Genomic DNA, 20209 nt, shown 5'->3' with positions numbered 1-20209 from the left:
AACACTTCATCCCATTTTTCCTCAAAACTTCCTTCCAAATAACAAACCCGGCACTCGAAGAGTGTTCGTCTATACTCACGCTTAGGGCGCCGTCAAACGGTGATCGCAGGCATTTTTGTCTTTATAACCGCGGGGGTTCATCTGATTTGCACCCGGCTGCGAATAATAGACATCCATCACACAAATCATAAAGGCCGGGCAGTTGTATGAAGGTAACCAGGGTGGGCAGGCAAATGCTGTTGGGGGCCGCAGGGTGGCTGGCACTGCAAGGTGTTGCGGCAGAACTGACACAGGTGCAATTGCACGATTCTGAAGGCAAACCGGTGGCGAATGCGGTTGTGGAGTTCGACGCGCAGACGGTAGATTCGATGTACCCGGTCGATGGTGAATACCGGATGGATCAGAAAGATTACCAGTTCACGCCACGGGTGCTCATCGTTCCGCCCGGTGCCTCGGTGCAGTTTCCGAACAGTGACGAATCCCGCCATCATGTGTATTCATTCTCCGCACCCAAGCCCTTTGAATTGCAACTCTATGCGGGTAATCAGGCGCCCCCTGTCCTGTTTGACACCCAAGGTGTGGTCGCCATTGGCTGCAATATTCACGACAAAATGAGTGCACACATTTATGTCACCGACGCGCCGATAGCGCAGGTCAGTGATGGTCAGGGGCAGGTCACGTTTCCCCGGTATCAAAGCGGCTCCGAAGGCGATCTTCGAATTTGGCATCCGTTACTGAACGCGCCGGTCGTTTTAACGCCTGAGCAGTGGTCTGCGCTCAGTGGCGGTGTGCTGACCGTGGACTTGCCAATGACTGTGCCGATTGAAAGCGACGACAAGGCTGGTTCCAGTCTGCGCGATCGCCTGAAGAGTTTTAAAAGCAATGGCAATTAGTTTCCGCAACCGCCTGCTGGCCTCGTTTATTCTGTTACTCGGTTTGGCGTTGTTTACCACCACCTGGGCGGTTTTACGCGCGGTGGACAACACCGCTCGTGCCAATGCCGAACGTGAGTTACTGGTGGCTGAGCGCGTGTTCGATACATTGCTGGATGAAAACAGCCGGCAGTTGACCGACCGCACCGCCTTGCTCGCGGAAGATTTTGGTTTCCGTCAGGCCATTGCCACCAATGAAGAAGAGACCATCATCAGCGCGTTGGTGAACCATGGTGAACGCATATCCGCCGACTTAATGCTGTTAATGAGCCCGCTAGGTGAGGTACTCATCAGCACGCACGATCTCGGCGTCACGCAGGCGGCCTTGCAGCAGAAAATTAAAGGACAGTCGCAACCCTTTAATGACCTGGCGGTAACGGAGCACAAACCATTTCAGCTGGTGATGGTGCCAGTGAATGCGCCTGAATTGATCGCCTGGGTCGGCGTGGGTTTTGCGATCGACTCCGACTTGGTGACGAGCTTTCGGGACCTGACCAAAGCCGACGTCAGCCTGTTGTTTCAGGATGATCTGAACCGCGCCACCGAAACTGTCAGCACGCTGAATGAGGAATTCACGCGCTTTACCACGGCACCGGTTTCGTTTGATACCACCGTGCAACAGTTCACGGCAGGTCTGGCCGACAGCGAATGGCTGAGTCACAACACCACGTTGTTGGATCGTGAGCCGCAACAGATTTCTCTGGTCATGTCCGTTAGTCTGCGGGAGGCCGTCGCGGCCTATCAGAACCTGCAAACACAGATGTTAAGTATTGCCGCCGTGGTACTGCTGTTGGCGGTTATCGCGTCTGTGTTTATTGCCAGAACCGTCACCAAACCGATCGGTGTGTTGGTGCAGGCTGCGCGACGTATCGCCAAAGGCGATTATGAAAAACGGTTGTCGATTCCCGGAAAAACAGAATTCAATGAACTGGGCGATACCCTCAACCAGATGCAACGAGACATTCAGGACCGTGAGCAGCGCATCACCTTTCAGGCACAACACGACATGCTGACCGGGTTACCAAACCGGCATTACATGGCAACGCTGATGCAGAACCGGTTAATTGCGTCGCGGGTAACGCCGTTTGCAGCGGTGTTGATCAAAATTACCAACGCCGAATCGCTGAGCGATGTATACGGTACGGCCATTATGGACCGGGTGCTGAAACTGGCCGCTCAGCGATTGAAGTCCGCCTTGTTGGCCGAAGACACGGTGGGCTTGATTGCCAGTGACGAGTTTCTGGTGCTGAGTGACATTCGTCCGCAAGCTCCACTGGAAAGCCGCCTCGACCTGTTAACCAGCACCTTTGCACAGCCGCTGCATTGTAATGACATTGAATTTACCCTGAATATCCGATTGGGTGTGGTGCGTTGCCCGGAGCAGGCCGACAATTACGAAGACATGTTGCGCCGCTCGCATATTGCCCTGAGCGAAGCCCGGCTCGCCAATAACCGGCAGTGTGTTTATTCGCCAGGGTTGGAAGAGCAGTATCTGCGCAAGTTGAAAGTAACTCAGCGCCTGCAACAGGCCATCAGTGAGCAAAGCTTCACCTTATTGTTCCAGCCTCAGCTCGATCTGCATGGCCGCCGCATTCATTCTGCGGAAGCCTTAATCCGTTGGCACGATCAAGAACTGGGTCCGGTCTATCCGGATGAGTTTATTCCGCTGGCGGAAAACTCCGGAGACATCACCCTGATAACCGACTGGGTGTTCAGCGAAGCGTTAAGCCAGTTGGAGCGTTGGCATCAGGCGGGTTTTGATATGGGGGTCAGCATCAACCTGTCGGCAAAAGATATTCTGAAAGATGACTTTATTGATCGGGTTATCAAGCTGATTCAAACGCGTGATATCGACCCAAAACAACTCATGCTGGAAGTCACCGAAAGCGCCTTTGTCGAAGACATGGACCGGGCACTGCACAACTTGGGTCGGCTCTATGACGCAGGCGCGCATTTGGCGATGGATGATTTTGGCACCGGCTTTTCTTCGTTGGCGCAATTGAAAGTGATGCCGGTTCACGAACTGAAAATTGATAAGTCGTTTGTCTTGCGTCTCGACCAAGATCAGGACGACCAGAAAATCGTCCGCTCCACTATAGAAATGGCACATCATTTAAGGCTGACCGTGATCGCTGAAGGCGTGGAAAACGGCGCCTCAATGGCGTTGTTGAAGCAGATGCAATGCGATGCGATTCAAGGTTATTTTCTCAGTAAGCCCATGTCCTCCACCGACATGCTGACCTGGCTTGCGCAATTTCAATATCATCAATTGGAGTCTTCCCATGTTTAAAGCCGTTTTTATCTTGCTGGCGTTAAGCTGTGCCGCCTCTGTCGGAATTGCCCAAGAGGCCAGTAAAATTCTAGGTACGTCGGCACTGCAGCAGATCGAAGGCGCGGGCGGCGGTGGCATTGTGCCGTGGGCCACCATTGGTGGCTACGGCAGTGAAGGCGAATGGGGTGGTGCGGCCAGCGCGGGGGGCGTGCAGGTCAGTGATTTGGTACTGGACGCCGGCGGCGTGCTGATCGGTTGGAACAACCGTGTGGAAGTCAGCTTTATGCAGCAGACTCTGCAGGTGAATGAATTATCCAGCGGGCCGTTTGATGCCGTCATTCAACAGCATATTTACGGAGCCAAGGTACGCGCTTTTGGCCACCTGATATATGAGCCGTGGCCGCAAATCAGCGTCGGTGTGCAGCAGAAACTTAACTTGAATCCGAATATACCGATCGACGTTCTCGGGGCCGACAGCGATCGCGGTACCGACATCTATGTCAGCGCCAGTAAATTGTGGCTGCACGCATTGGCTGAACGCAACTTGTTGCTGAATGTCACCGCACGTTACACCAACGCCAATCAAAACGGCTTATTGGGGTTCGGCAATGGCGACGGTAGCGATTACCGCTGGGTTGCTGAAGCCAGTGCCGGGGTGTTCTTGAACCACCACTGGGCCATTGGTGGCGAGTATCGACAACAGCCAGACCGATTAGCCTCGGTCGACGAAAGCCCCTGGTGGGATGCATTTGTGGCCTGGTTTCCCAGCAAGCGCATTGCGGTTGTGGCGGCTTATGTCGACTTAGGAACGGTTGCGTTGTGGGATGAACAGCGCGGCGGTTATGTATCTATTCAAATCACGAATTAGGGTGAAGACCATGAGAAACAGAGTTTTGATTAATCGCGTTGCTGGTTGCGGTCTGGTCCTTTTTCTGGCGGGTTGTGCTTTGAAGCCCTCGCAGCAGGCGACACTTTATGATCGGCTCGGTGGTAATGAAGGCGTGACAGCCATCGTCGACAACCTGCTGTATGAACTCGCCGGGAACGAAAAACTGATCGGCTTTTTTGAAGAAACGGACATCAACCGGTTCCGCACGAAACTGATCGAACAGTTATGTGAAGTCAGCGATGGTCCTTGCCGTTACAGTGGCGATTCAATGGCCAAAGCGCACTCGAACATGACGCTGAACCGAAGCCATTTCGATTCGCTGGTCAATGACCTGATTGCCGCAATGGACGCAAACGACACGCCGGTCGCTGCCCAGAATGATTTGTTGGCGCGTTTAGTGCCCATGTACGACGAAGTGATGCACCCGCAAAAATACCTGAGCGATGCGGATCAATACTAGTGTCCTGGCAACGTCTACGCGGTTGCGACGACCCGGTTGCGGCCTTGTTGCTTGGCAAGGTAAAGGCGTTTGTCCGCGCGGTTGATGGCGTCGTCCGGTCGATCATTCTCCTCCATTTCAGCTACGCCGATACTCAGGGTAATGTGCAACGAATGTTGGTCATGTCGGATCGGATAGTCCTCAAGCTGAGCTCTGATTTTTTCCGCCAGGGAGGCGGCCTGTGTCAGTGACGTGTCGGGCAGCAATAAAAGAAACTCTTCTCCGCCCCAACGAGCGACGGCATCCTGCTTGCGAATTGACGCAGTTAGAAACAGGCTCAAGGCCATCAACACCGTGTCGCCGGTTTCGTGGCCGTAGCTATCGTTGACCCGCTTAAAGTGATCGACGTCGATCAACAGAAACGACAACCCGGTTTTATTGCGTTGCTGGCGGATGAACTCCTGCTCAATCCGTTCGCGCATACCCCGCCGGTTAAGCAGATGGGTCAGCGGGTCCAGTCGAGCTTGCTGTTCCAGTTCAATGGTCAACTCGTTGAGACGCTGGAACGACGACTGCCGCGAGTATTCGTAAAACGAAGCGAGAAACGTCAAGGTTAAAAACGAATAAAGCAGACGCGTTTTGAATTCGTAGGAATAGGTCACCGGGTGCAGAAAATCGAATGGCGCAAACACGATGATGGCGTACGCGGTGACGAACAACGCGATGGTGATTAAGCCGCGACGGAAGCCGGAAAAAAACATGACCACCGGGGGCACCAGATAAATCCACAGAGGACCAGTCTGGTTTGTGCCGCCGCTGTACACCAAATACAAACACAAAACGATCAATACCGATTGCAGCAGTAAACTGCCGGTTTTATACGCTCGGTGTGACGATGAAAAACGCAAGTACAGATGAGAAGACAAGAACAGGAAAAAAGCACCGAATAGCGCGCTGGCCAGCGTAAGCCCTTCATGGAAACTGGCGCGTATACCCAGTACGAAGGTGATGCTGAAACCAACAAAAGCAAACAAGTTCAATACAGTGATTTTGCGGGCGGTTTCCACAGACGTGTCGCTGGTGATGCCTGAGTTCAGGTAGTTGGAGATGATGCGTTGCGATACGTCTTTGATTCGAAACATGAGCTAGCAGCGTTCCCTGAGTGATCTGAATTACGCACTGGTTTGCAAAGTTTAAACCAAAAAGACGACCTTGGCGGTGCTCCATATCGTTTGAACATAGTTAAAATTTTAAAGCAGTCCTTCGCGTGTGGACGCTGAGTGTTTAAAGCTGGCCTTCAAACCAATGCGCAATATGGTCGCGAACTACCTGAATACGCACTGGCAGTTCATCCTGCTTTGCCCATATCAACCAAAGGTAGGTCGGTACAATGCGCCACTGAGGCATGACCGGCACCAGACGACCAGACGTGAGCGCCGGTTCGGCAAATTTAGTTAACAAGCGGCCGACGCCCAGACCATGTTCAATCGCCACGCTCTGTGCTGCCGTGCTGCCCGAACGCCAGTTAGCATTGGGCGTAATCGTGCGCAGTTGCCCGCTTTTTCGGTGCTCCAGTTGCCAGGTTTTAGGCGTGCCACACACCAAGGGAAGCGCGGCCAGATCATCCGGCGATTCGGGAAACGGGTATTGACTGAGAAACGCGGGACTGGCGCACAGAGTGTGGTCAATTTCGCCTAAACAGAGCGCATTGACGTCGTCGCCCGGCGCCGAGCCGATGCGCAAAATCAGATCCACCGGGCTTTTTTGCAAGTCGATCATGGTGCTGGTGTAGTCGATAGTTAACTGCAACTCCGGGTGTTCTTTCACCACGTCACACAACGCCTCGGCAAGATACTTTTCCCCGAACAGTCCACCAATCGCGTTGATGCGAACTGGACCGGTTAAGCGGGTCGACATCAGCTTCAGGTTAGCCTCGGCGCTGGCCAATTGCCGCATGCCGTCGCGGCAATGATTAAAAAACTGCTCACCTTCCGGCGTCAGACTCAGCGAACGGGTGGTGCGCAACAGTAAGCGCACACCCACCCGTTGTTCCAGACCCGCCACCAACTGACTGACCCGGCTGCGCGACAGCATGAGTTTTTCTGCCGCCAGCGTGAAGCTGTTGAGTTCGCAGACACTTAAAAAAGCTTCCATCTCGGTAAATCGGCTCATTGTTTAGCTGTGCTGACCAATAGTGTTAATAAATAGTAGATTATCTTCTATTGCAGACCAATTAAACTAGCCACACTCAAAATTCCGACTTTATCTATCCGTGTTAAGGAGTGCACCATGACAGTTAAACAACGTCCATTAGGCCAAAGTGGCCTGCAGGTTTCTGAAATCGGTCTGGGTTGCTGGCAACTGGGCGGTGACTGGGGGCCTATTTCGCAACACGAGGCGGACGCCATATTGCACGCCGCAGACCGTTCTGGGGTGACCTTCTGGGACACCGCCGATGTTTATGGCGGTGGTCAGAGCGAGACATTCATCGGTGAGTTCATGACCGCTCACCCACAACCGCAGCGAGTTGTCGCCACCAAGGCCGGACGCTCTGCGCAGCTGTATCCGGAACAATACAGCCGGGAAGCTCTGCGCACATCCGCCGAACAGTCCCGCGACCGGTTGCAGGTTGACACGCTTGATCTGCTGCAACTGCATTGCATTCCGTTTGAAGAAATGAAGCGTGGCGAGGTCTTTGACTGGCTTGAAGAGATGAAAAGCGACGGCCTCATTGCCCATTATGGCGCCAGTGTTGAAACCGTTGAAGAAGCGCTCTACTGCCTGGATCACACCCATGTCGCGTCGTTGCAGATTATTTTTAACGTGTTGCGACAAGATATGGCTGATGCGGTGCTACCAGCGGCGGAATCGAAAGGGGTGGGTATTATCGTTCGTTTGGGTCTGGCCAGTGGTCTGTTGTCTGGTCGAATGACCAAAGGTCAAACCTTTACTGCGCAAGACCACCGTCATTACAACAAAGATGGAGCCGCATTCCATGTCGGTGAAACCTTTTCCGGTTTGCCGTTTGAATTGGGCGTTGACCTCGCCGATCAACTGAAGCAGCAATACGCCACGCAGATGAGCCTTGCGGATTTGTCGCTGCGTTGGTTGCTGGACCACACGGCGGTGTCGTCTATCATTACCGGCGCCAGCAAAGCCGAACAAATTCAACGCAACGCCGAAGTATCTGCGTTGCCGCCACTCAGTAAAACGTTGCACGAAGAATTGAGTGCGTTCTACCGACAGAACGTGCGTCAACACATTCGTGGCACACTCTAAAAACATAACGGGGGATATTTATGAATTATCGTCGCATGGGAAAAACCGGCCTGCAGTTGAGCGAATTCAGTTTCGGCTCGTGGGTCACCTTCGGTAAGCAAGTTGATCAGAACGATGCAAAAAATCTTATGGCCGCCGCCTACGATGCCGGGATCAACTTTTTCGATAACGCCGAAGGTTATGAGGCTGGCGAATCTGAACGTCTGATGGGCAAAGCGCTGGCCGATCTGGGTTGGTCACGGGACAGCTTTGTGGTGTCCTCGAAAGTGTTTTGGGGCGGTGAAAAACCCAACCAAAAAGGGTTATCGCGCAAACATGTTTTTGATGCTTGCCACGCCGCGTTGAACCGGTTACGGGTCGACTACCTGGATTTGTACTTTTGCCACCGCCCGGATATCGACACCCCCATTTCAGAAACTGTTGCCGCCATGACCGATCTGGTCCGCCAGGGCAAGGTGATGTATTGGGGCACCAGCGAGTGGAATGCACAGCAAATCACCGAAGCCTGGGCATTTGCCAAAGCCGAAAACATGGTCGCGCCGGTGGTTGAACAGCCAGAATACAATCTGATTAACCGTGCCAAGGTCGAAGGGGATTACGCACCGTTGTATGACTTGGTGGGGCTAGGCCTGACGACCTGGTCACCGCTATCGTCCGGACTGTTAACCGGCAAATACCTCAACGGCATTCCGGAAGGCAGCCGGTTAAGTTTGCCGGAATACGCGTGGCTGCGAGACATTAAAATGGGTGAGGGCAACCAGGGCGAACTGAATAAAATTCAGCAGCTGGCAGAACTGGCCAACCGCATCGACGTACCCATGCACCATCTCGCCCTGAACTGGTGTCTGGCCAATCCGAATGTCAGTACCGTCATTCTCGGTGTCAGCAAAATGAGCCAGTTGGAAGACAACCTGAAAGCACGCGAATCGGCGGCAGCACTCACACCGGAAGTGATGCAGCAACTCGATGACATCATGGGCAACAAACCAGCGGCACCGCAACGCTGGTAAACGCCTGCCCATTGGGGCCTCATTTGTGAGGCTCCGGTGGTGTTTTTTCGTTATGGACCTGCAATAGTTCGGCGATAGTGGCTAGGTCTTCAACGAAAGATATTCTCAGATGTTTTTACTTTCCAAGGGGAGATCCCCTTACCTCTCGCAGTACTTGTCAGCCAACGCAGTGCGGCAGGTTATTTACATCGACGCGAGTGTGACCACCATCTCACATCGCACCCCCTACCATCATTTTCAATGACAGTGACATTCTGACGCAGTTCGGACCTATTGTATGAGTGCTGACAGTCATGTTGTAAGTCATCCTTTGGTGACTAAGTGCTTGTTTTTTAGGAAAAAGGACCTTACGTTACTCGCGCATTTATTAAGGAAAGTAAAATGAATAAGACATTCGTATCCCTTGGCCTTGTAGCCGTCGTTACCTCAGGCTGTGCCAGCTTAACCTACGAAGCCCGTTGTGCGGCTCCAGTGGAAAAAACTCCATCCGCCATGCAAATTAATGCGGCAACCAAGACAATCCGCGAAAACTATGTGTACACCGAGCGTGTGTATTACAGCGCCGATGAATGGGTGATGTTTGCCGACAAGACAAACCGCGATATGTCGGCCGTCGAAGGAGAAGGTGAATTCATTATGGGGACCGGGAACTTCCTGACCGATAGTGAGCTAACGGTGACCGAATCGTCGTTTAACAAAGGCCAGTGGTCGATCAGTCAAACCCATCCGAAGTGTTATTCACTGCTGGCCGATGGCAGCCAGAGCAAAGGGTTTTTAGCGACATCGTCTGCCTATCCTTTTGCCATGAAAGATGAAAATGAAGCGAGCTGGAAAGTCGATTATTTCGATTATTACTATCCGCAAAGAATTGCGAACGATGGTAAATTGGCGCTGAAAAATAAGGATGCTGTGAATGATCTGCTCATTGAAGCCGACGGTGATCGCTTCGTTGTCAATGGTGAGTCCGCTCGCTTAATCCAAACGGATACACCGTTTGCGAACATGGCGATTCAGGTCGACAGCAACAAAGACACTTATTTGATATTAGGTGTGTTACGTCTGGCGAATGGCAGTAAGTACTATGTGTTAAAAAACAACAAACAGCTGTTGGTGATGAGTGGGCCAAAGCGCTAACCGACCGTGTTGAGAATTGCCTAAAGCCTCATAAAAAAGCCGTGAATATTCACGGCTTTTTTGTGCCCGCGTGCGGTACGGTTTAACTTACAACGTTTTTAGAAATTCCAGTAAATCCAAGCGTTCTTCTTTGGTCAGTGCGGGCAGAATTTCACCATTGAGCTGTTCTGTTTTCCCGGCTGCGTATTCATGGCCGCTGTTTAAATCACCGGTGCGAAGCGCTTTAAATTCGAAACCATCATAGCCTTCAGTCCGGAAGCCAACTTTGACAGGGTCGAACTCACGACTGCCAACCGAGAATGTGTCAGGCCGATATTCGCCGTCGTCAGGGTCACCGTCACGCTTTACCGGAAGCAGTAAATCATAGAGCGTAGGCACCGATCCATTATGCAGGTAAGGCGCGGTCGCCCAGATGCCGTTTAACGAGCGGGCTTTATAGGACTTCAGCGAAGCGTAGGGATCAGCCGTGGTATCGGGGTTGTAGTTTCCGGCTTTAATGCTCGACTTAATCGGGTTATCGAAGAATGACGAAACCAGGTTGTACAACCAGTCCAACCAACGGCGGATGAAATTTTTATCTGGATCGGGGGTGCCAACCACGCCCTTTGTGACGGACGTCAGCAACTGTGCCACCGGCGCGCGCTCGGCAATCACGATATCGCCGACATCGGTGCTTTGGTAGGTGTGCTTCAGGTTTCCGGACCACCCGGTGTAGCTCACGCTGTTGGTAGCCATGGCCGGGTCAGTGCCTACTTTTTCAATGGCCGAAAATTTTCCGATGATGATACGGTCGGCGTTATTGCGGTCGACAATTTCGTGGCAGCCCTGGCAATATTCGGAGTACAACAGTTTCCCTTTCGCGGCGCGATCTTTGTCGATGTTGCCAAGAATGGCTTCTGGCCACTGGGGTGATTTTAACGAACGTAAATGGTTTTCGATTCGTTTCAGGTTCACCAGGTCAACCGACGATTCGAAGTCGACCCGCTTACGCTTCTTTTCCTGTTTGGTCAGATACGCGGAAATGCTGAATCCTGGATCTTTGGCTTGCCAATCGAGTATGCCAAACACACCAATTACTTCACCGGTGTTACGTCCTATCGGACCAATCCCTGCGTTGCCTGCGATGCCATTCCATTGCACGTAATCGGATTGCGCGATATCCCACAAAAAGGGATAACTGACCGGCGCATTCGGTTCATTGAAAAGCGCGTTACGCACTCGCAACATGTTGCGTTGATTGAGCGCGGGGTATCCCGCTTCGGACGATTGCAGCCGTTGGATGATCAACACAAACTGGTCATTACCGATAATGGTTTCGTTGATGCCTTCCAGCACTTTATGGGCCTGGTCAACGGTGAGCAGGTAATTGCCATCCGCACCCAGCACCGAGGTTAGGGTGTCAAACACGTTATCTCGGTTAGGAATGTACTGCAGTACCCGGTTGTAGATCCGCCCAAATGCATCCAGTCGCGCATAACCATATTCGATATGACTGTGATTGACCGTGTTATACAGTTCGAGCGTGTTGGTCCAGGTTCTTAAATCGGCCAGAACATCGGCCTCCTTCTTATAATCGTTTTTCTGTGCGATGACTCGATCAACAAAGCGTTTTTGTTTGTTGGTCTCTTGCAAGGTTTGTTTCATGGCTTTTTCCATGGCCGTCAGATAACCCACCATGTCGGCCATCGCCGGTGCCCCATCTACCCGGATCGCTGTGCCCTGATAATTGACCTGACCGGTGTGGCAAGCGGCACAGGTAAAACCCATATAGTCTTTGTTTTTGTAGTTGTCTTTGACAAAGCCAACGGCTAACCCGTCTGGGTTAAAGAAGGTGGGTTTTTGCGGTAGGTAGCGGAAGGCGTCGATCACGTCCGGTGACCGGATCAGCTGTTCGGAATTTTCCATTTCCAGGCTGAGGTAGAAATCGTACGGCAACAAGGCAGACCCCTGTGTGATGTTGTAAAACCACAGTGAGTCAGCCTCATCCCAACCTTGGTCCAGGTACACGGGAACGCTGTAATCTTCCCCAAACTGACCATCCGATATCGCCATGCCACCGCGATCCGGGTCATCATCCCAACGCTGATAGGCTTTGCCGATGGCCAGGCTGATTGCCATGACGCCGATCACACCGATCAATACCAGTGCCAGGCGCTTACTCCATCGCTTGATTATTTTTTTGCGCGACATGTCTCTCTCCATCATTTTAATTGTGTGCGTATATCTGACGGATCGTTGAGAGTTCATTTTCGTCGCGGTGCGGTTACCTTGGTCGTTTCCGTGGTTCCGTTTGCGGTGGGTACCGTTCCATGACTTAAGGAACGCCGATGAAAAGGATATTCAACGTATCTGCAGACTACTTAAGGCGACTTGGTGGCGGGTCTTAAAGCGTGAGGGCGAACACCTGAGGGCGGGTACAGGTACGGCGGGTCGCGAAACTCGGGCTGAATATGGCGTGACCAAATCAGGCAAGTCTTCGCTACTCTGCCTTACCAGAGTGGGTTAATCCAGTGAAACGAGCACTGATTGTTGAGTTTTTAGATCAGGTCGACGGAACCAGACTTTCGCAATCTCGATATCGGATCGCAACATGGATCAGTACGTTATTCGATGGGTAAACCAGCGGCTTTCCATTGCGGAAACCCTTCCTCATAGCGACGCACACGAAAGCCTTTCTCGGTCAGCAAGAGCACGGCCTGATGAGAAAAAACACAATAGGGGCCACGACAGTAAGCGACAATGTCGATGTCGGTCGGCAACTGGTCGAGCATGGTCGCTAAGGACGCCATAGGCGCATTCACGGCATTGGGAAGGTGGCCATGGTCGAACTCGTGCGCAGGGCGTACATCGAGCAGCAGAATGCTTTGCTGTTGTAGCCCGGCCAGTAATTCTGCACGGCTGACCACATCAAAATCGGTTTTGGCGTGTTCGTCCGTAAACAGACCCGAGGCGAGTTTTGCGACGTCTGCAACATGCGTTTCGGCGACCTGGCGCAGTAATTCAATAACGCTGACGGTTCGGTTATCGGTTAACCGGTAAACGACCTGTTTGCCGTGGCGCGATGCGTTCACCAAGCCTGCCCGACGCAGCAATTGGAGATGCTGTGAAACGTTAGCGACCGGCAAATTGACCGACTGAGCGATAGCATCGACGGACAAATCGCTTTGTGCTAGCCGGTCGAGAATGACCAGGCGATGTCCGTTGCCCAACGCTTTGCCGACTTGTGCCAGCGCGTCCCAAACAGCTTGTTGTGACCCCACGGGTGCCTCCTGAGTGGTGTTGATTTTAGCCTTAGCTTGACAGCGTTACTGCAAACATTCAATAATTATATTGAATGTTTAATTATTGATCAATCGGGCTATGTATGGGTACACGGTTTTGTGTTTGGCGCCGCGTTTCCGACACAGGGTTGATGCTTTCCAGCTGAGGATAACCAATGCACACCACCATACGCCAATTGGGCATTCGGCCAAACCGGGTGCAAATCGGGTTGCAGCTGATTCAGATTTTTCTCGTGGGCCTGACGATCGGCATGACCCGAGTAGTCATCCCGGCATTGGCGGAATCCGATTTTGGCTTGGCTGCGCAGTCGTTTTTTCTGCTGACCTCCTTTGTGGTTGTCTTTGGCGCGGTGAAAGCCGTGATGAACCTGTTTGCCGGTCAATGGAGCGAGCGATTCGGTCGCAAAACTGTGTTAGTAGCCGGTTGGCTGGTGGCCCTACCAATTCCGTTTCTACTGTGGTGGGCACCAAGCTGGAACTGGATTATCGCGGCCACCGTGTTGCTCGGCTTAAACCAGGGCTTGAGTTGGTCGATGGCGTTAAACAGCAAGCTGGATCTTGCGCAAAGCAATCAGAAAGGTCTGATCAATGGCTTGAATGAGTTTTCCGGGTACGCGGCGGTGGCCCTGGCCGGTGTGGTCACGGCGGTTGTGGTTGATGCCCTGGGAGCGCGTTTGGGGTTGGCGGTGTTCAGCGCAGTGGTTATTGGCTTGGGCTTACTGCTGGCGCTGTTTACCGTTGTTGAAACCTTACCCTGGGCAGCCTTGCATCACTCACAGGCTAACGTGGAAGAAGCCAGCGCTGAGCCTCAAACCCTCATGCAGTTATTTGCCTTCGCCAGCTTGCGCAACAAACCTTTGATCGCCCTGAACCAGGCGGGGTTAGTGGAAAAATTCACCGACGCACTGGTGTGGATTTTTTTACCGGTATTTTTTCTTCAGCAAGGCATGAGCTTGGTGCAAGCGGGCTCGGTCATTGCCATCTATGGGGTGACGTGGGGAGCGTTGCAACTGGTTACCGGTCCTTTGTCTGACACCTGGGGGCGAAAGGGTTTGCTGTTCTGGGGCATGTCGATCTGCGGGCTGGGTGTACTCGCCATTCCGTTCAGTCACTCGGTGTGGTTATGGAGCGTTGAAGCGGCGGTTATCGGCATCGGCATGGCCATGGTGTACCCCAATCTGGGCGCCGCCGTCGGTGATGTTGCACCGGTCTCCTACCGAGCATCATTAATCGGAATCTATCGTTTCTGGCGGGATTCCGGCTACGCGGTGGGGGCATTGTTGATGGGGCTGTTGGCTCAGTGGACACAAAACATGATGCTGCCGTTTTTGTTTGTCGGGCTTGCCATGTTGCTGTCGGCAGTTTGGCTTCAGCTGTGGTTGCCGAAGCGATAAAGATAGCTACGCAGCAGTGCTCAATTGCGACATCAAAAATTCAATAACGCTGGACAGCTTCCGGGGCATCCATTGGCGGTCGAGGTAACACAGATAAATACCGCGTTCGTGCGGTGGCATCCAATCGGTCAACACCGGTCGCAGGTGCCCGTTATTGATCAGCGGTTGCGCCAGGTGTCGGTTCAGTAAGCCGATCCCCTGATCTTGCAGAATCAGATCCTGAATGGCGTCCGGTGAATTCACAATAAACCGGTGACTCGGATCGATGCTGAACACATGGTTAGCCTGTTGAAATTGCCACGGCATCAACTGCTTGCTGGCGGGCAAGCGAAATCCAATGGTTTGGTGTTGTTTGAGGGCGTGCGGGTTTTCCGGTTCGCCATGTGTCGCCAGGTACGCGGGCGTCGCTCCGTACACCATGTCCAGGGGCATCAATGGTCGCGCGATGATGTCTTCGTCCTGCAACAGCCCGACGCGAATCAACAGGTCAGTGTCGCCGTTTTTCAAATCCACGTATTGATCTTCCAGGCGCAGGTCGAGCACGATGCCCGGAAATTGTCGGCTGAACTCCGGCAGCAACGGCAAAATAGAAAGCCGGGCAAAGGCCGACGATGCACTGAGAATGACCGTACCGGTGGTTGTGTCGGCCAGCTCTGCCAAATCGTCGACAGCGCCGTCCCAGCGATCCAGTAAATGGGTCGCGTGGCGGGCAAAGGCTTGACCGGCTTCACTGAGGTGTATAGAGCGGGCAGTCCGTTTAAATAAACGGCTGTTGCAGGCACTTTCCAATCGTCGCATAGCTTTGCTGAGCGCGGCCGTCGACACATCGAGTTGCTCCGTAGCAGCAGCTAGCGACCCGGTTTTCGCGACTATGGCAAAGTAGTGAATATCCTGTAACGAGGGCAAGGACATACGGTTTTCCATTCTAAGGTTAACCATAAGTTAAGCATGTGCAAACCCAGGGCGTCTACTGGTTAATGTGAATTGCGCCTAGACTGGTGCCACTGAGTCAAAAACACCGTCAATAACAGATTTAAAGAGGATATTCACATGAACATCATTATTTTAGGCAGTGGTACCGTCGCGCAGACACTGGGCAGCGCGTTTATCCAGCTTGGTCATCAGGTTGCGATCAGCGCGCGTGAGGCGAGCAAAGCGGAAGCGCAACAATGGGCGACCAACAGTGGTGGCGCAGTGTTGGCCTTTGCCGATATTCCGGATACGGCGGATATCTACCTGAATTGTACGGCAGGGATGCACAGTTTGGCGGCGATAGCGACGATAGGGGCTGCAACGTTGGCGGGTAAAATTTTGATTGATGTCGCTAACCCGCTCGATTTCAGTCAGGGTTTTCCACCGACGTTGAGTATTTGCAATGACGACTCACTGGCCGAGCAGATTCAGCGCGCATTGCCAGACACCAAGGTCGTGAAGGCGCTCAACACCGTGGCAAATTCGGTGATGGTTGCGCCAGGCGTGGTGCCGGGAACGCATCACCTGCCTATTGCAGGTAATGATGCCGATGCGAAATCCGTGGTGAGTGAATTGCTGCAGTCGATGGGCTGGCAAGCAGAGCAGATTCTCGATCTGGGCGACATTGGTTATGCCCGGGGTACCGAAATGTATCTGGCGTTGTGGGTGCGGATGTATGGCAAGTTTCAAACACCGAACTTTAACCTGCAATGGCAGATCGGTGCCTAACCTGAAAAAAGAGCCAGCCATAGGCTGGCTCTTTATATTATTGCAAATAGGCCGCAACGCTGAGATCGGTCTGCCCATCGCCGGTATTGACCCGATTATTGTCGCCGGCTTGCCACTGCTTAATGGTCAGGCTGTTTTCATCGGCGATGACACACTTCCATTCAAGGTCGATATGGGTCGGTAAATCCGTGAGGGTCGCGCGCCAGGTCGGGTAACCGTCTGGCCGTAACCGTTGCGCTTGTGACTGGACCTTCCATTGACCTAATGCGTCTGTATTGCCGACAACATAAACACTGTCTCCGACATTGGTGTAGCCGTTATGGCAGGTGAAGCTGACGTTCGTCAGCACCGGAGCAGGCTCAACCCACTCCACGGAATAGTGCAGCGTGTTCTCATTGAATGAAACGAGATAGTCGCCCGCCGGTAAATTAACGCTTATGTCAGCGCCATTTTGTTCGGCGATTCCGTCCTGATTGTTATCGCCGAAATTCCGTTGCCAGTCACCGTAGGCATCAAATTTAAATCGGCCCTGCCATGCGTCACTGAAGCTGAGCGATGTCTGCCATTGGCACGTTTGTTCGGAAAATATCATGGCCGTGTTTGCCCAGCTGTTAAACGAACCTCGTACATGCATGGTGTCTGAAACCACAAGGCAGGGTTGAGTGGGCAGCGTTGATATTTGGGCGCGCGTTTGCTGCGCGTTGCCGTGGTCGAAACGCCAATCTGCAGTATCAGCATTCGTGTTGGCGGCCAATGTCCAGGCATAGAGAAAACCTTCCAGCGTGTGGGCAACGGCGTCCAATTTGCCGTCGCCATCGACATCGCCAAGCGCCACACCCCCGGAGACCGGTGCGACGCGTTTTGGCCAACCGGGCAGGGGTTGCCCGTTAAAACGTCGGGCTTCCAGTTGATTGCTGCTGTTCAGAGAGCTGTACATGAGCACCTGTTCGTTGAGGTTTGGCACGGAGACTGTCCGCACCGGATAACCGCGTGACGAGAATCGATCCAAATCAAAATGCGGCTTCAACGGTTCGCCTTGCGTGTTCAGCACCAGTGCTTCGCTGGCGCCGTTCAACACCAGGTCGAGCCGCTGATCATGATCCACATCGCTGACAATCAGGCTGTCCAGAAATCGCCCTGGCTCGCTGCTGTAACGCGAGGTGTCCGTCGGCAGGTTTTTTGGCCAGCCGGGCTTCATTTGCCCGTTCATGGTATAGGCCACCAACGTATCGCCCACCTGTACCACCAGTTCTTCGGCACCGTCATTGTCGATATCGGCCACCAATGGGTTCTTAACCTGGTGGAACGCACTGGCGTTCACTGGCAGCGACATCAGTTCCTGCCCTTGGGCATTGAATACCTTGAGCATCACGCCGTTTTGGTCGTCCGGCCAGATCACCACAAGATCGGTATGACCATCGTCAAACCAGTCGGCCACAGTCACAGGCTGCATGAAATCGGAATGGGCATACAGGTCTGACAAGGATGGAAAACGCTGTTGAATCGGAAAGCCAGGGAGCTTATTGCCGTGGCCATCAACCGCGACCAACTGCCAAAGATAATCGTCATTGCGGGTGTTATTCCAACTGAGTTTTTGCAGCACCAGTTCGTTGTTGCCATCGCCTTTTAAGTCAACCGCGACGATCCGGTCGTCGGTTGAATTCACGATGGCCTCGTTGTGGTACGTGTCACCAAACCAGCCCGTGGGAAAGCCCGGCAGCAATGTTCCCTGTTTGTCGTAGGCAAAGATCGATTGACGCGCCGTGGTGGATACGACGCGGGCCGCAAACAGGATGTCCTCTTCACCATCGCCATCCACATCCGCAATGGTCATTGGCGTGGCGATTTCTTCAACGGTGGGGTAGATGAACGCGTTGTTGCCGTACCGGGTGCCGTTGTGTTGCCAGGCGCGAATTGTGCGGTGGTTGCGTTCATTGTTATCGACAGCGAGAATTTCCAGGTCGCCGTCGTTATCCAGATCGATCAGCGCCGGTGCACGGGCGACCAATTTGCCGTCGCTGTGTCCTGCCGGGTGCCCGAGCCAATAGCTGTTAAAGATCGGCCAACCGTTTTTCAGATCCGGATCCACATCAACCTGTTGGAAACTCTCGGTCTGTTTGCCTTGCGTATCGACACTGCGCAGCCGGATAAAGTAACGACCACTGGCATAACCGCTGGTGTCCCATGACATCAGTTCGGCGTCGGTCACCGGCTGGTAGCCGGTGTGCAGTGTTACAAATTGTCTTGGGCTATCGACATCGTTAGCGATGGCCACCTCGTAGTAAGCCAATGAGTCGGTGTGCGTGGAACCCTGAACACTCACGACGCCGTTGACCAGCACATTGGCATCGCCCGGCAGGTTGATGGCTGGTGCCGTGATCTCCGGATACCCAGTCGCGGCGAGCCACTCACTGGTTAACGCCGCCGAGGGCGAGACCATGCCGTAAGCAAAGGTTTCATCCCAGCCGGTTGCGGCGTTATTTAATGTCAGATCGATCGCACTGTACGTCAATCTGCCCTGTATCTGCGCTGGGTTCAGTTGTGGGTTTTGACTGCGCATCAACGCAACGACACCGGCCACATGTGGTGCGGCCATCGATGTACCGCTTTTTGTAGCGTACTGATTGTTCGGTGCCAGTGAATAGATGTTACTGCCCGGCGCAAACACATCAACGCTGACACCGTAGTTGGAAAAGGTCGACTTGGCGAGACCGGAATAATTCTGCAGAGCGCCGACACTGATCACCCCGTTCACATTGGCCGGGTATTGATATTGCGAATTGATGTTGTCGTTGCCAGCAGCCACGACCACCACAACATTGCGTTCCAGCGCGTATTGAATGGCGTTGGCCAGCGTATAGGAGTTGCCTTGTCCTCCTAAACTCATGTTGATGACGTCCGCGCCCATATCGGCCGCGTAGCGGATGGCTTTGGCAATGTTAAACGCCGAGCCGCTTCCCGTATCCCCCAGCGCTTTTAACGCCATGATGTGAGCCTGCGGCGCAACGCCAATGATGCCGATGTTGTTGTCACCGAGTGCGGCGATGGTGCCAGCGACGTGTGTCCCGTGACTGTGGACATCGTTGGGTATATTGTCCTGATAGGCAAAGTCCCAGCCGCTGACGTCATCGATAAAACCATTGCCATCGTCGTCGATTCCGTTACCGGCCACTTCCTGGCTGTTGTGCCAGATGTTAGCCGCCAAGTCGACGTGTGACTGATCCACGCCGGTGTCGATGACCGCCACCACGGCACCGGCGCCCTGACTGAGATCCCAGGCAGAACTCATATTCAGCGTGTAGAGTCCCCATAACTTTTGATTACGGTAGTAGGGATCGTTCGGGACGCTGTTGACGGAGTAGCGGTAATTGGGTTCGGCAAAATCAATACCCGGTTCTTGTTGCAGTTCATTCACCAGAGCTGTGACATCCACATCATCAACATGCAGTAAGTATTGAATAGCGGTGACGTTGCGCAGGGTGCGCGCGCGACTGTTGCCTTGCACAGAATGGATTGCAACCGGCGTTAAGCGTGTTTCCGACAGTACACGTGCGTTGCTGCGCGCCAACAGTTGCTGCACTCGGGATTGACCTGACGCGGTGGCGGCGGTGGTTAACCCTTTGGTGTTGGCGTACAGAGAAAAGCCAGGTTGAAATTGAACAATCAATTGTTGTTCGTTAAACAGCGCATCGGCTTGGTCAGCCGCAAGCGGTGACGAAAACTCTTCTCCGGTTGCTGAAACAAAACGCCCATCGGCCATACAAATCGACGCCGCAAAAGCGATGGGCATTAACAGGGGTAAACTAAATTTCCTCAACGTACTCTCCTTGCCGATTTCACGCTTGCGCAGCAAACGCGAAAATCTCTTCAATAGTTAA

The 20209-nt window shown here is 53.2% G+C and carries 15 protein-coding genes; 9 read left to right on the top strand and 6 right to left on the bottom strand.

Annotated features, from left to right (window positions below; genetic code table 11):
* The first annotated feature begins 206 nt into the window (after window positions 1-206).
* Genes IYN85_RS09235 through IYN85_RS09220 form a run of 4 tightly spaced genes read left to right on the top strand, consistent with a single transcriptional unit; the run spans window position 207 to window position 4553 of the window.
* Entirely contained in the window at window positions 207-893 is a 687-nt protein-coding gene (locus tag IYN85_RS09235; RefSeq protein ID WP_196158612.1) for a methylamine utilization protein, read from the top strand.
* Window positions 883-3222 carry an EAL domain-containing protein gene (locus IYN85_RS09230; protein WP_196158611.1) on the top strand — a complete coding sequence of 780 codons (2340 nt, stop codon included), beginning with the start codon at window positions 883-885 and terminating at the stop codon, window positions 3220-3222. The genes IYN85_RS09235 and IYN85_RS09230 overlap by 11 nt, the downstream gene beginning before the upstream one ends.
* The gene (locus tag IYN85_RS09225; protein WP_196158610.1) at window positions 3215-4072 is read left to right on the top strand and encodes a DUF3034 family protein; all 858 of its coding nucleotides are present in this window, start codon (window positions 3215-3217) and stop codon (window positions 4070-4072) included. The genes IYN85_RS09230 and IYN85_RS09225 overlap by 8 nt, the downstream gene beginning before the upstream one ends.
* Window positions 4073-4082: 10 nt before the next feature.
* Window positions 4083-4553 (top strand): group 1 truncated hemoglobin, encoded by a 471-nt coding sequence (locus IYN85_RS09220; protein ID WP_196158609.1) that lies wholly within the window; start codon window positions 4083-4085, stop codon window positions 4551-4553.
* Window positions 4554-4567: 14 nt separating this feature from the next.
* On the opposite strand, the gene IYN85_RS09215 is transcribed toward IYN85_RS09220, so the two are convergent.
* Together IYN85_RS09215 and IYN85_RS09210 are read right to left on the bottom strand one after the other, a co-directional pair.
* Complete coding sequence (locus tag IYN85_RS09215; protein ID WP_196158608.1) at window positions 4568-5674, bottom strand: GGDEF domain-containing protein; 1107 nt, start codon at window positions 5672-5674, stop codon at window positions 4568-4570.
* 142 nt (window positions 5675-5816) lie between these two features.
* Window positions 5817-6704: a LysR family transcriptional regulator gene (locus IYN85_RS09210; RefSeq protein ID WP_196158607.1), complete on the bottom strand. Its 888-nt coding sequence runs from the start codon at window positions 6702-6704 to the stop codon at window positions 5817-5819.
* A 117-nt stretch (window positions 6705-6821) separates the two neighbouring features.
* On the opposite strand from IYN85_RS09210, the gene IYN85_RS09205 reads away from it, so the two are divergent.
* From IYN85_RS09205 to IYN85_RS09195, 3 genes are all read left to right on the top strand, one after another.
* Window positions 6822-7811: an aldo/keto reductase gene (locus IYN85_RS09205; protein ID WP_196158606.1), complete on the top strand. Its 990-nt coding sequence runs from the start codon at window positions 6822-6824 to the stop codon at window positions 7809-7811.
* A 20-nt stretch (window positions 7812-7831) separates the two neighbouring features.
* On the top strand, window positions 7832-8821 hold the full coding sequence (locus IYN85_RS09200) for an aldo/keto reductase (protein ID WP_196158605.1): 990 nt from the start codon (window positions 7832-7834) through the stop codon (window positions 8819-8821).
* A 381-nt stretch (window positions 8822-9202) separates the two neighbouring features.
* Window positions 9203-9955 (top strand): hypothetical protein, encoded by a 753-nt coding sequence (locus IYN85_RS09195; RefSeq protein ID WP_196158604.1) that lies wholly within the window; start codon window positions 9203-9205, stop codon window positions 9953-9955.
* A gap of 87 nt (window positions 9956-10042) precedes the next feature.
* Here the strand turns inward: IYN85_RS09195 and IYN85_RS09190 are convergent, their stop codons facing one another.
* Together IYN85_RS09190 and IYN85_RS09185 are read right to left on the bottom strand one after the other, a co-directional pair.
* On the bottom strand, window positions 10043-12145 hold the full coding sequence (locus IYN85_RS09190) for a di-heme-cytochrome C peroxidase (RefSeq protein WP_230390656.1): 2103 nt from the start codon (window positions 12143-12145) through the stop codon (window positions 10043-10045).
* 413 nt (window positions 12146-12558) lie between these two features.
* Window positions 12559-13215: a metalloregulator ArsR/SmtB family transcription factor gene (locus tag IYN85_RS09185; RefSeq protein WP_196158603.1), complete on the bottom strand. Its 657-nt coding sequence runs from the start codon at window positions 13213-13215 to the stop codon at window positions 12559-12561.
* Between the two features lie 176 nt (window positions 13216-13391).
* Here IYN85_RS09185 and IYN85_RS09180 point away from each other — a divergent pair, with 176 nt between their 5' ends.
* Window positions 13392-14630: an MFS transporter gene (locus IYN85_RS09180; protein ID WP_196158602.1), complete on the top strand. Its 1239-nt coding sequence runs from the start codon at window positions 13392-13394 to the stop codon at window positions 14628-14630.
* A gap of 6 nt (window positions 14631-14636) precedes the next feature.
* Here IYN85_RS09180 and IYN85_RS09175 read toward each other — a convergent pair whose 3' ends face one another.
* Window positions 14637-15542, bottom strand: a complete 906-nt coding sequence (locus IYN85_RS09175) for a LysR family transcriptional regulator (RefSeq protein WP_196158601.1) — start codon at window positions 15540-15542, stop codon at window positions 14637-14639.
* A 138-nt stretch (window positions 15543-15680) separates the two neighbouring features.
* On the opposite strand from IYN85_RS09175, the gene IYN85_RS09170 reads away from it, so the two are divergent.
* Complete coding sequence (locus tag IYN85_RS09170) at window positions 15681-16331, top strand: NADPH-dependent F420 reductase (protein ID WP_196158600.1); 651 nt, start codon at window positions 15681-15683, stop codon at window positions 16329-16331.
* A 37-nt stretch (window positions 16332-16368) separates the two neighbouring features.
* Here the strand turns inward: IYN85_RS09170 and IYN85_RS09165 are convergent, their stop codons facing one another.
* The gene (locus IYN85_RS09165) at window positions 16369-20148 is read right to left on the bottom strand and encodes a S8 family serine peptidase (protein WP_196158599.1); all 3780 of its coding nucleotides are present in this window, start codon (window positions 20146-20148) and stop codon (window positions 16369-16371) included.
* Window positions 20149-20209: the final 61 nt, after the last annotated feature.

Origin of the sequence: Reinekea sp. G2M2-21 (genome assembly GCF_015687175.1) — a bacterium.
Lineage (GTDB): Bacteria > Pseudomonadota > Gammaproteobacteria > Pseudomonadales > Natronospirillaceae > Reinekea.
Note: the sequence above shows the minus strand (reverse complement) of the source record. Positions and strands in the feature narration are given on the sequence as shown.